Origin of the sequence: Micromonospora sp. NPDC049497 (assembly GCF_044465805.1) — a bacterium.
Classification (GTDB): Bacteria; Actinomycetota; Actinomycetes; order Mycobacteriales; family Micromonosporaceae; genus Micromonospora.
Genome location: NZ_JBITMC010000011.1, coordinates 123,938 through 137,028, shown reverse-complemented (window position 1 = coordinate 137,028; position 13,091 = coordinate 123,938). Strand labels below are relative to the sequence as shown.

The following is a 13,091-nucleotide window of genomic DNA, read 5'->3' as shown; positions in this document are numbered from 1 at the left end:
CCTGGCGTCACGCCGCCATCGGAGGGATCATCCGGCGGCCGACCGACCGCGCCGCCGCCAGCTCTGCCGCGTAGTCGTCGACCAGTGCGGGTAACCGGTACCCGGCCGGCTCGTCGCGGTACACGAGGTGTGCGTCGACCAGGTCCTCCAGCGCATGCCACACCCGCTCGGCCGAGACGCCGAGCCGCGCCGCCGTACGGTCGGGGACGGCTGTCGCCTCGGGCGTTTCCCCGAGCAGGGCGAGGATCCGGCCGGCCACCTCATCCGCGGAGCGGACCGCAGCGATGCCAGTCGCCAGGCTCGCCCGGACCGACTGGTCGCCGAACGCCAGCAGGTCCAGCCGTGCCTGCGCGTCACGCGCCTGCCCGACCAGAACGCCGACCGCGAGTTCAGGGCGGCTCGCCAACCGCGACGCGGTGATTCGCAGGGCCAGCACCGAGCCGGCACAGAGCCGGATCAGCCCGGCGGTGGCGGCGGGCTCCGCGTCCAGCCGGTCGACCCCGACGTGGGCGGCCAGCAGAGCCCGCGCGCCGGTGGCGGTCAGCGGTCGCAGCCCGACCGACGTGGCGCCGTCGAGCCCGTGCAGCCGACGCTGGCCGACGACGATCAGCGCCGGGCCGGGCCCGGCCGGAATGAGCGGTCGCACCTGTTCGGCCGCGGTCACCCCGTCGATCACCAGCAGCATCCGCCGGTGGGCGACGCGCGAGCGGAACCAACCGGCCCGCTCGTCCACGTCCTCCGGCACCTCGGCGGCCGGCACCCCCAGGGCCCGCAGCACCCGGCCCAGCACCTCGCCGGCCGTCATCGACGGTCGGGGCCCGAGGTCGACGAAGACCTGACCGTCCGGGAACTCGGCGGCCACCGCGTGCGCCGCGCGTACCGCGAGCGCCGTCTTCCCGCCGCCGGCCGGCCCGCTGACGACCACGGCGGCCGGCGTCCCGCCGCGCACGGCCGCGACCACGTCCGCCACCTCCCGCGTACGGCCGACGAACGTGGTGAGGTTCGCGGGCAGTTCCCGGGGTACGACGGGTGCGTTGCCGCGATCCTCGCCTTCCGACCGGCTCGGAGTGTTCAGATCGACCGAGCGGTCGAGCATGGCCCGATGTAGCGCCACGAGCTCCTCCCCTGGTTCGACGCCCAGATGTTCGTCGAGCGCCGCGCGAGCCTCCCGATACGTGGTCAGGGACGCCGGCACGTCTCCGCACCGGTAGTGGGCGAGCATCAACTGAGCCCAGGCGCGTTCGCGCAGCGGATGCGCGGCTAGGTGGCGGCGCAGGTCCCCGAGCAGGCCGCCGTGTTCCCCGACGGCCAGGCGCGCCTGCGCCCATTCCTCGAACACCTGGAGGCGCTGCTCCTCCAGACTGGCCCAGTGACCGTCCAGCAGCGGCCCGGGCGGCAGGCCGTCACCGGCCGGTCCGCGCCACAGGTCGAGTGCAGCGGTTAGCGTCGCGACCGCCGCACGGTGTTTCCCGGCCGCCAGGTCGCCCCGGCCCTCGCTGGCCAGCCGCTGGAACCGGTCGACGTCGAGTTCCTCGCCGGCCAGGCACAGCTCGTACGCATTGGAGCGGGCGAGCAACCGGTCACCCAGCACCCGGCGCAGTCCCATCGCGTGCGACCGCAGGTTGGCCACCGCGGACGGCGGGGGCACGTCACCCCAGGCAACCTCGGACAGACGGTTCAGCGACACCGAGCGGTTGGCGTTGAGCGCCAGGGCGGTGAGGACGGCCCGCCGCTTCGCCGCTCCGGGCGTGACGTCGACACCCTCGATGAACAGTTGCATCCGGCCGAGTAGCCTGAGGTCCACCTGCATGTTGTCGCTCCCCCGTTGAACTTGAGCGCGCTCAGGCTATGTGCCGGTCGCGGACAGCAACAAGAGACATCGATAACAGGGAATGGTGACCAATCTCAATCCCAGAAGACGGCGTGTCCGTGTAACGAAACGGCCTACATGAACGCTCCAGTCCACATCATCGATGGCAGACGCGTGGTTACCGATCGCAATCAGCGGCACGTTGGCTGATCGCCTCGGTCTGCAGCTCAAGTGCCGGGGTCGCCGCGAATCAACGAGCCCTGGCTCGCTCCGCGTGGTTCGATTCCAATGCTATTCGTTGCCCTGAAGATCCTCCAGGTGATCGAAGAGCGCGCGACAGACCCGTAGACCGAACGACCCCGCCCCACCCCCGGCTGATCAACTCAGCCGCTGTCCCAACACCCGGAGGACTCCAGGAGACCACGCCCGCTGCCGCGACAGACGGCCAGATGCGCCGAGCGGAAGGCGTCAGCGTCAGGCGCGAATCATCGAGGTAAACTTCCATACGCCAGCATTACGGCCCAGTCAGCACCCTGAGCGCCTATCATGATGTGGCAGCCATAGCCGCGTCATGGTCAGTCCACACAACCGTCCATGCTCGACAATGGCTGCCCTCATTCTCACACCGCATCGAGCCCCGCACAACCCAGGTCAACATCCAGCCTGGAGTACCGAATAACACACTCGCGTCGCTGGAATTACCTTATTGGTCTTATACGACAACGGCGGTCAGCCGGCAGCGAGTGCCGAGGTGATCTCCAAGAGATCAGCGCGTGTGTGCCCGGCCGGACCCTCGGGATTGCGCCGACTGTAGCGCCCACCACAAACGAGGGCGCCGTCGCCCTCCCTGCGCCAATGCGGCCAATCCTCTGGCTCCTCTAGCAGCCATTCGGCCAGTTCACCAGCCCCTGCCCCGGCTCCGCATTTCTTCAACGCGGCAGCCACCTTGGCCGCTGCCCCCGCCGGCAGATCCGCGTCCCCGAACGCAGGCAGCAACAGCAGAAGTCGGGCGTCCGGTTCGATGACTCCGTACGACGCAGTCGACCAACTCGCGGCAGCGATCAGTTCCGGCCAACTCAGCCCTGGTAGGAACTCGTGGCCCCCCACGTTAGCCAAGTCCACCTTGTACTCCCCGCCGGGCCGACACATGACGAACTCCGTTCCCCCGGCTCCGGGGACGTTCCGGTATACGATGTCGATTTCGTGCCCATCGCGCAACCCAAGCCGAAACACCGGCCAGGCCTCAGGGTCCGTCAGGCGACGAAAGTAATCCCAACAATCTGCTTGATCGACCTCGAACGCCGCCGTAACCAGTGAGTCATCGCCCGAAGCCATGGAGGCGGACAAATAGGTCGGCCAGAACCGGGCGTCACCCAGCAGGTGAACACCGTCGACCAGCGGCAGGTCCTCGTAACCAGGAATCATCACAGCTTCATCATGCCACTTCACCGCCCGGTACAGGAACCTGGAACTGCTGATGGCTCCGCTGTGGCGCCGCGTCTACCGGTTGAGTATGGCTTAGCAAGACCTGTGAGCGGTGCCACACCGTCAGTTCGGAATGGCACCGCTCACGTACCTACTCAACCTTGGCGCTGGAGCCTCTCTCGTCCCGGCTCTCGGCTGTCACGGCCCAGGCGCTGGCCCCGGCATAGGTCCGGGAACAGGGTTCGGTGCAGTCGGAAGCTGAGGAATTGCCACCGGAGGTGACATCCAAGGCATGAATGGGCGATAGAAGGCACGAAATTTGGTGCCGCCTTCCCGTACATAGTATTGGCCACCAAGCTCCATCCTCGGGCCAAGCTCTGCGTTGCAGATATGCATGCACACGCTGCGCGATGCACCGCCCTCAACGATCACCTCGTTACCGCCGAGGCTATCGATAATGCTTTCCTCCGCATGTTGCCCCATCCCCTTCCTTCTCTTCCCATTGTTCTGAATGAACTCGATCGCAGCTTCATTGCCATAGACTGCGCGAATCTTTTCTTCCCAACCCTCCGGCAGGTCTTTAACCCCAGAATCTTCGACCGCCACCTTGATCTTGTAGGTGCCTGTGTTCGAGTCCCAGACCTTCACGACGGATGTAGTGCCGTTCTCAGCCTTGTACGGACTTCTGGTGTCATTCAACTCCTTCGCCAGTTTGGCTGCCTGCTCAGCTCCCTCTTCGGTACCGTGAATGCCCGCCTGGTCCGCCTTCTGGTCGGCGGTCAGTTCACCATCGGAATTTATCGCCGCCGCAGCCAGCAGACTGATGCCTAAGACAGCTACCGCTCCAAGGGCGAGCGGCGCCGCGGCAGCAGCGCTAACGCCGAGGGCCGGAATAGCGATGGGAGCGATGGGCACGACCGTGTGACCATCCAACTCCACCAAGCCGATCGGGTTGCCTCCGGCGAAGGCGTAGCGGTTGCTCGTCCACGGGTTGAGGCCAAGCTTGAGATCCGAGAGCGCGCCGTTGTAGCTGTCGCGGGACAGGAACCGGTTCAATCCGGGGCTGTAGTCGCGGAAGCCCATGTCGTACGAGCCGGAGGCCTGGTCCCACCGCTTGGCGTTGAACCGGTAGACGTTGTACGGCTCCTTCGTCGGGTCCGCAGCGTCCGGCTTGTCGATACCGGTGAACTCGGCCTCGTTGTCCTTGCCGTACGCGGTGTAGCCGTACGTGGCCTTCGTGTTACCGCTGGCGTCGGTCAGCTGCTCGACGTCGGTGTGCGGGTTGTACCCGTAGTACGCCTCCTCCTCGGTCCCGTCGTCCTTGTGCGTCACCTGCGACAGCCGCTGGCCCCACGGCGAGTACTGGTAGGACTTGGTGAGCTCCCCGGCCACCTCCTCATCGAGGACCTCCGACGACAACCCCAGGTAGTTGAAGGTGGTGACCTTCTCCTTCGCCCCACCGGCGTCGGTCGTCTTCGTCGCCGTCCGATCCATCGGGTCGTAGGTGTACTGCGTAACCGTCGTGCCGGCACCGATCTTCTTACGGTTCTCCAGGACGTGGTCGAACCCGTCGTACAGGTTCTTCTCGATCACCACACCCGCGGCAGTCACCGTGTCCAGCCGACCGAACGGGTCATAGTTGTACGAGGACATCGCCCCGCCCGTCGTCGCCGTCAGCAGCCGGTTCCGGTCGTAGTTGAACCCGGTGGTGACGTTATTGACCGTCTGTTGGATGACGTTGTTGTTGGCGTCGTGGACGTACGTCTCGTCGCCCGGCGTGTCACCACTCTTGTTCACCGACACGACGCGGTCACGCGGGTCGTACGTGTAGGTGGCGTTGTTCGACACGTACGCCGAGGCGTCGTCCGCGCGCATCTTCTTGCTGTTGTCGGAGATGCGGTTGCCGTTCAGGTCATAGGCCATGGAGTGCTCGGAGACGACCACTCCGTTCGGCTTCTTCTCGACCTGGTACTTCAACAACCCATCGAGGTAGTACGTGTAGTCGACGGTGTTGCCGTTCCCCTTGGTTTCCTTCTGCTTCTCACCCCGATCGGTGTAGGCGAAGGTTGTCGTCTTCTTGCCGGCGTCCGTGGCGGACTTGCCGTTGACCACCGTCGCCACCAGGTCACGCTCGTCATAGGCGTAACTGGCGTACTGCTTGTCGTGCGCTGTGGTGAGCGGCGCACTGTTCTCGTTGTAGGTGAAGGACGTCGTGTTCTTGACCGTCCCCGACTTGCTCTCGGCAACCGTCTGGACCTGGTTCAGGCCCGTGTAGGCGACCGCGTACGTGTCGACCCGGGCACCGGGTGACGAGTCGGTGATGGCAGTCAGGTTGCCGTTCGGGTCGTACCGGTAGGCGTAGTCGACCTTCTCGTTGTCGGTCTCGCCGGTGTTGTCCCGGACCACCTTCACCGCGTCCGCCACGACCGTGCCGGTGGCTTGGTCGGACAGCGACACCGCGTGGCTGTTGCCCTCGGTGAAGCTGTACGAACCAAGACTCACCCACGTCCCCGTGCCGGTGGTCTGGTTGACCGTCTTCACCGTGTCCCCACCGCCGTGCTTCACCGTGTACCGAGCGTCGGTGGCGGCGCCGGTGACCTGCGGGTAGCGGGCGAACACCTCGTACGTGCCGGCCTGCGGCACGTTCAACTGCCACGTGAACGCCTCCGTGCCGGTCCCTGCCGGGTGGGTGGCGTAGTTGTGGCCGTACTTCCCCGTCGCCGACGTCGCGGCCGTCCATGTGCCGGTGGTAGTGACGTTGTTAAAGTCGGAGTTGTCGGCCAGGACGACGTGCTGGCCGACCGGCACACCGTCGTCCGTCCGGGACGCCAGCTTGCCGTCCGGGAAGTACGACCAGCTCATCGTCCGGTTCGACGACCCGCCTGCCGACGTCACCGTCCGCGCCGTCTGGGCACCGAGCTTGTTGTAGTCGTAGGAGGTGAGGATGTCCCACGGGTCGCTGCTGGTCTTCGTCCAGCCGTTGTCGAAGTAGCTGTAGGCCGTGTCGTTGCGGACCGACTCGCCCGCCGACGGCGGCGTACTGACCTTCGCCAGCCGGCCCACGTCGTCGTACGTGTAGGTGGTGACGTCCGCGGTCTTGTAGCGGGCGTCGTCCTTGTCGTACGCCGTGCGGGTCTCCTTCACCCGGTTCAGCTCGTCGTAGACGTTGACCGTGGCAAAGTCGTCCGGGTCGTCGGTCGTGGCGACACCCCGCGGGCTGATGACCCGCGTCTGGTTGCCGACCTCGTCGTACTCGTACTCTGTGACGCGGTGGGTGACGACGCCGTTGTCGGTCTTGTGCGGCACCTTCACGTCGGTCGGCTTGCCCCGCTTGTCGAGGACGACCTCGGTAGTGTTGCCGAGCTGGTCGGTCGACGCGGTGACGAGACCGTCCCGGTCGTACCGGGTCATGGTGAACTTGCCGAGCGCGTCCGTCACCTTGGTGACCCGGTGCGCCGAGTCGTAGTCGTATAGCGTCGTGTAGTCGGTGGTCGCGGTGGACAGGTTCTTGCGGGGATCGACCACCTTCAGCACGTTTCCGACGTTGTCGTACTCGTACGTGACCCTATGGCCCGCCGCGTTGATGACGGAGATGAGCTGGTAGATCTCGTCGTAGGCGTTGGTGGTGACGAAGTCACCGGCCACCGTCGGCGTCAGGTTGCCCTTCGGCTCCGTGGTGGTCAGCGGGTTACCGACCTTGTCGTACGTGAACGAGGTCTTCCGCTCCGGGTCACCCGTCTGGTCAACCGGTGCCAGCGTGTGGGTCAGCTGGTCGGCCTTGTCGTACGACGCGGTGGTGTACGCGCCGTTCGGGGCGTACGACTTCACGACGTTGTCGTTCTGGTCGTACTCCGGGGCCGGAGTGACGATGATGTCGCCGGTCGCCTGGTCCTTCGGGACCCGGTTCTCCAGCGGACGGCCGAAGGTGTCGTACGTCAGCGTGGTGTTCTTGCCGTAGGCGTCGGTGACCTTGGTGACCTGGCCGCGCACGTCGTAGACGAACGTCGTCGCCTTCGTCTTCGCGTCGATGATCTTCTGCGGGTAGCCGTTCGCGTCGAACAGGTCGTTCTTCGTGGTGTTGCCGTTGGCGTCGGTCGCCGTCAGCATCTGACCCCACGCGTCGTACGTGTAGGAGGTCTTGTAGTCCTCCGGATCCGACGTGGTGTTGCCGATCGGGTCGATCACCCACGAGAGGTCGCCGTCGGACTCGTAGCCGAAGGTGTGCTTACGCCCCTCCGGACTGGTCTTCTCGGTGAGATCGGCGACGTAGCCGTTGAGCTGGCGCTGGTAGGTCAGCACCGTGCCCGAGGTACCGTTGGCGACCGCCTCCGCGTCCTTGATCTCGGTCGGGTAGCCGGTCTTGGCGTCGTACGCCCACGTCGAGACCGCTCCGTTGGCCTCCTCGAGCCGGATGACGTTGTGGTCGTCGTCCCAGCCCAGCTTGGTGATCTCGTTCTTGGCGTTGGTGGTCTGGTACGGGCGGCCGTAGCCGTCCATCCGGTACGCGGTGGCGTGGTTCTCCGCGTCCGTGACCGTGCTGTCGATGTTGTTGCCCTGGGTGCCGTCCGGGTCGGTGTAGGCGAACTGGGTCAGGTGCCCGAGCCGGTCGGTGTAGGACTTTGTCCTCCAGTGCCACTGCGGGTCGTCACCGGTCTGGGGGTAGTTGTAGACCAGGTCGGTGGCGTTGCCCCGCGGGTCGGTGACCTTGACCAGCTTGACGTTCTTGTTGCCCTGGGTCATGTCGTAGGCGAACCTGAACACCTTCGGCTGGCTGGACCCGGCGCCGTCGATCACCTCACCGAGCAGACCCTTGTCGGTGTAGGTGAAGGTGAGCTTGCGGCCCGAGATGTCGGTGATCTGCGAGACGTGGTCGATGATGTGCGGGTTGGTCAGGTTCGTCGCGGACTTGCGGGTCCAGTCCACGTCGTCGATGTAGTCGTAGTCCTGGCCCTTGGCGTAGTAGTCGATGGTCAGCGTCTGCCGGCCGGTCGAGTCGGTCAGGTAGCGCAGGAACTTGGTCGGCTTGTTGTTGGACTTGCGCTCCTCGTAGGTGAAGAGCATCTCGTTGCCGTTGTTGTCCACCACGCTGGTGAGGAAACCCTCGCAGTCGTAGTAGAACTGGGTGCGGTCCGGCTTGGTCAGCCGCCAGGCCCGCGACTCCTGCGTGTTCGGCTTGCAGTCGAGGCTGGTGACCTTCTCCAGGTAGAGGTGCACACCCTTCGGGCTGGTCCACTGCCCCGTCGCGTCATCGCGGGTGAACCGGTGGCTGGTGCCGTCGCCGTCGGTGAAGGTGACCTTGTTCGGGTTCGGGTTGGGGTGGAAGTCCAGCGGGGTGCCCAGGCGCATCATCGACGACGCCTGCAGCGACCAGCCGAACCCGGCGACCGTGTCCGAGGTGTCCAGCGAGTTGTACGACAGCCGCACGAACGTGGAAACGCCCCGCGACGGGTTGCTGAACGCGTTGTACGACCAGATGGTGTTCCCGGCGTACAGGTTGTTCATCAGGGTGCCGCCGGCACCGGTGTTCTTGCCCGCGTACGAGTAGAACTTCTCCAGTCCGAGCTGGTCGGAGGTGGGCTCGTCGACGGAGATCTGCTGCGGCAGCGCCCAGAAGCCGGCCGAGGTGGTCTCGGACAGCCACTTGCTCTGGGTCTTGTTGTACAGCTCCCACTTGAGGGTGTAGGTGTTGCGCCGGTTGCCGTCGGTGCTGGGCGGCGGCGCTTTCACCTGCGCGACGACGTCGACGGTGCTGGCGCCGGTGGAGCTGCCGACCGGGACGATGTCGGCGGGCAGCGCGGTGTGCAGCGACGGCACAGCGAGCGGTTCGGTGGCGCCGGTGGGGACCCACCGGTAGGACAGCACCCAGTCCGCCGCGGTCCACGTCGTCGACTCGGTGGGGTTGGACAGGGTGACCGGGACGCTGTAGGTGCCGTCCGAGGTCATCAGCGTCGGGGTGGCGGGTGCGTGGTAGGTCTGCGCGGCGTCCGGCACGGTGTAGACGACCTGCAGTTGTGGGCGCATCGCGTCGGTGCCCTCGGTGGCCAGGAACGAGGTGTTCTCCTTGAGCCGGCCGCCCTCGTCCGAGTGCTTGATCAGGAAGCCGTTGTTCGTGGCCGTGCCGTTGATCCAGCTCTGGACGGCGTCCTTGACGGTCCAGCGGCGCCACTGGGGCGGGTCGTCCTGGCCGAAGTTGCCCAGGTAGGCGACGACGGTGGGGTTGTAGTCACCGCCGGAGGTCCACGTGGTGGTGCTGTCGGCCTTCTGCCACGTCACCGTCGCCGGGTCGAACGGCTTGGTGAGCGCGTGCACGTTGTAGTTCGAGTGCTGTGAGGTGTCGAAGATGCTGCCGGACGACCACAGGTTCAGCGAGCTGGACAGCAGCCGGGCGTTCGACGGGATCGACGAGGTGTCGAAGCGCAGCAGCGCTCGGGTGTAGGCGTAGTCGACCGAGTTGTTGCCGACGTTGACCAGCGGCTTGCCGCCGAGGGTGTTCAGGTTGGTGGTGGACAGCTTCGAGGAGATGGTGGCGTCGCCGCTGGCCTGGATGGTCTGTACGACCTGCCCCGACTTCGGCAGCTTGGCCACCACGGCGGTGGAGGGCACCACCGCGCCACCGGTGGTCTTGACCGCGACCTGGTAGTAGTAGACCTGCCCGTACGGGTCGGTCGAGGTGGCCGGGGTCGGCGTGGCCGTGGTGTCGGTGTACGACCGGACGCCCGTGCTGACCGGCGCGATGAGGGTGGCCGCCGAGGGGGTGAAGTTCGGGCTGGTCGAGCGGTGCACCTGGTACTCGGCGATGTCCGAGCCCGGGTACTGCGACCAGCGCAGCGCGGCGCCCGTCGGGTACAGCGTCCGCGGCGTGTCCACGACGACGCCCGGGTTGCCGTAGTTGACGATCAGCTTCGGGGCGTTCTCGGTCTCCCCGTTGTAGGCGTCCTCCGCGGCCTCGTAGCGCGGCCCGCCGTGCCCGAGCCGGGCCTCGTCCACCGCCTTCAGCATGAAGCCGAAGTTGGTGGTGGGGTCGTTGAGCCACTTCTGGACCAGGTTGGTGGCGGGGAAGGTGTTCCAGACGTTCGCCTCGTTGGCGCGCTTGACGCCGCCGGCCTTGGTGAACCGCACCGCGTCCGCGATGACCGCCACCTTGCTGGTGACGGTGGCGTCACTCAGGACGACCTTGGCGGCCGTCCCGGCCTTGAACGGGTAGGTGCCCAGGGTCGCCCAGTCGGCGTTCGCCGGCTGCTGCTGGTTGACCTTCGTCAGCTTGGAGCCGCCGTCATAGGTGACGGTGAAGTCCGCGGCGGTCGACCGGTCCGAGTAAGGGACGTGGTGCTCCTCCACCGTGTACGTGCCGTCCTCCGGCAACGTCGGGGTCCAGGTGAAGGTGTCACCGGCGACGGTGTCCTTGTTGTAGCGGTAGGTGCCGTTGATACCGTCCTTGACGATCGTGCTGGTGGAGTTCGGCCACGACCCCACCATCGCGATCTTGTCAGCGTCGATGTCGTCGACCATGACGACGGTCGCCGCACCGGAGCCGATCTTGTCGTTGATCGAGTTCCAGGTGACCGTGGCCTCGTCCCAGGCCTGCGTGACCTCGCGGACCTCGATGGGCACGTCGTAGGCACCGGTGGTGTGGATCTGGTCGTAGTACATCTGCAGCGACGCCGAGTCGATCGTCGTGTTCGCCGGAATGGTCGACAGGTCGAACTTCACCAGGCTGCGCGCCGCCGCGAGGTCGGTGGTACCGACCGACAGGTTCCAGGTGCTGCCGTAGTTCGAGCTCGGACCGTCCGAGACGATCATCGCGTCCTGCGCCTGGTCCTTCGCCGGCTGGACCTTGATGGTGGGGTCGACGGTCACCGGCCAGACCCGCTTCGGGTCGGCCAGCCAGCCCTTGTCCGCGGTAACGTCGATCGCCCACCGGCCGCCGTCGGCCCGCAGCGCCTGCGTCACCTTCGTGCTGTACGCGTAGCCGTACGGCGAGGAGGCCTCAGCCTTGGCGTCGTACATGAACGGCGCCGGCATGACCAGCAGCACCCGGTTGTCCCCCGGGGACCGGAACTCGATCGAACCGTCCTCACGCTGCGCGACCTTCAGGGTGCCCGCGTCCATCGTGAACGTCATGGCCGACGCGGCGGCGGCGCTGCCCAGCACCAACCGCTCCTTCAGCGCAGTCGCCGTCACGTCGTACGACACGTCGACACCGCTCGCGATGCCGGCGTAGGTGACGGTGTTCCCGTCCACCTTCGGCGTCACCTTCCGCGACGCACCGGCCAGGCCCAGAGTCACCTGCTGCCCGTCGAGCTCGAAGCGGGCCAGGGCCGCGGTCGAGGCACCGAACCGGCTGGTGAACGTGTTACTGGTGTTCGCGGCGGCGAAGCCGCCCACCCGCGACGGCGAAACCGTCGTGTCGATCGGCCGCCAAGCGCCCTTGCCGTCACGGTAGAAGCGCGGCGCGGCCGACACCTCCGCCTGCAGCCGCCCGTCGGACATCGCGAACACCCGGGTCGTCGCCGTCCGGCGACCGGTCAGTTCCTTGACCCGCTTCGCCGGCTTCTTCACCACCCCCGGCTTCGGCTTCTGGTCCAGCCTCAGCCCGGCGACGATCTCCTCCGGCCGAACCCGGTCCCGCCCGCCGCCGACCAGACCCCGCGCGGCCCGGCCCAGCCGGTCCAGGAAACCGTCATCCTCGCCGGCGGAGGCCGTCGACGACCGGTCCGGCTCATGCCGGCGCAGCGCCTCCATCCCGCCGAGCGTGGCCACCAGGGCCAACACCAGGGCCGCGATGAGCGGCCCTCGCAGTCGCTGTTTCACCCGTTGTCCTCCAAGTCCCGATGGAGACATGTCGGTAGGAAACTAGGAACGAGGCATACACCGAAAGCTATGTTTCCGATACGTCACGATGGGTAGGGCTGTCCTCTTTGGAGGGCGCACAGCACGACGCCGGCGGCTCCGGGCGAGTGCCCGGTGCCACCGGCGTCGGCGGTGTTGCGGATCAGACGGCGTTCTGGCTGATCCAGTCGGCGAGCCAGTCGACCCGCTCGGTGGTCTCCTCCTGGGAGTGCGGGCAGGACGGGCCGCTGGACTCCACCGACACGAGCGTCTGTGCGCCGTTCGCGTTCTCCACGAAGTACGGCGCGCCGGAGTCCCACAGGCAGGCGCTGGTGTTCGCCGCCGGCGCGTAGCCGACAACCTTGACGGAGGCGCCGGCCACTCGGCTGATCTTGAATTCACCGGTCTGCAGGTGGGTGGTCGGTGTGGCGTTGACGGAGCTGGTGGCGCCCCAGCCGGTCATCCGCACGATGGTGCCGGCCTTGGGAACGGTGGTGCTCACCGCGAGCGGCGCGATATCGGTGATCGGGGTGGCCAGCTTGGCGAGTGCCACGTCCTGCCGGGGCGCCTGCCGGACCTCGACCACGTCGACGACGTGCCCGGTGGTGGCGTTGATGTCCGCCCGCCCCAGCGTCGCCGTGGTCGCGTACGGCACGGCGCCGCTGACCCGCCGACCAGCGGTGTCGTGGAAACAGTGACCCGCGGTGATGATCCACTGCGGGGCGATGAGCGCGCCGGAGCAGGCGCTGTCATACGTGGTGCCGTCGGACCGCGGGATGTCGGTCATGGTGAGCTTGGTGGAGAACTGGTACTGGCCCTCGCCGACGTCGGTCCCGTTGGCGATCGCGTTGGCGGTGCCGGGGACGGTCAGCGCGGTAGACAGGCCCAGTACGGCGGTGGTGGCGCAGATCCGGAGGAGCCGCGCTATGCCGGACGAACGATTCATGCGCTGGAGGATACGACCGACCGATACCGCGCCAGCTATCGCTGACCTACCTCGAGGACATACCCGGTCCGCTGTCCCGCG

At 66.7% G+C, this 13,091-nt stretch carries 4 protein-coding genes; all 4 read right to left on the bottom strand.

What is annotated here, in order from left to right:
• Positions 1 to 7: 7 nt before the first annotated feature.
• Complete coding sequence (locus ACIBR0_RS17215; RefSeq protein WP_396716617.1) at positions 8 to 1,810, bottom strand: BTAD domain-containing putative transcriptional regulator; 1,803 nt, start codon at positions 1,808 to 1,810, stop codon at positions 8 to 10.
• Positions 1,811 to 2,539: 729 nt separating this feature from the next.
• Complete coding sequence (locus tag ACIBR0_RS17210; protein ID WP_396716615.1) at positions 2,540 to 3,259, bottom strand: hypothetical protein; 720 nt, start codon at positions 3,257 to 3,259, stop codon at positions 2,540 to 2,542.
• A gap of 174 nt (positions 3,260 to 3,433) precedes the next feature.
• Positions 3,434 to 12,046: a DNRLRE domain-containing protein gene (locus tag ACIBR0_RS17205; protein WP_396716614.1), complete on the bottom strand. Its 8,613-nt coding sequence runs from the start codon at positions 12,044 to 12,046 to the stop codon at positions 3,434 to 3,436.
• 181 nt (positions 12,047 to 12,227) lie between these two features.
• A complete protein-coding gene (locus tag ACIBR0_RS17200) occupies positions 12,228 to 13,010 on the bottom strand; it encodes a S1 family peptidase (protein WP_396716612.1) in 783 nt (260 codons plus the stop codon).
• Positions 13,011 to 13,091 lie beyond the last annotated feature (81 nt).

Bases quoted from the DNA above. Each gene is read 5' to 3' on its own strand.
- ACIBR0_RS17215 (WP_396716617.1), bottom strand. From the start codon at position 1,810: ATGCAGGTGGACCTCAGGCTACTCGGCCGGATGCAACTGTTCATCGAG.
- ACIBR0_RS17200 (WP_396716612.1), bottom strand. From the start codon at position 13,010: ATGAATCGTTCGTCCGGCATAGCGCGGCTCCTCCGGATCTGCGCCACC.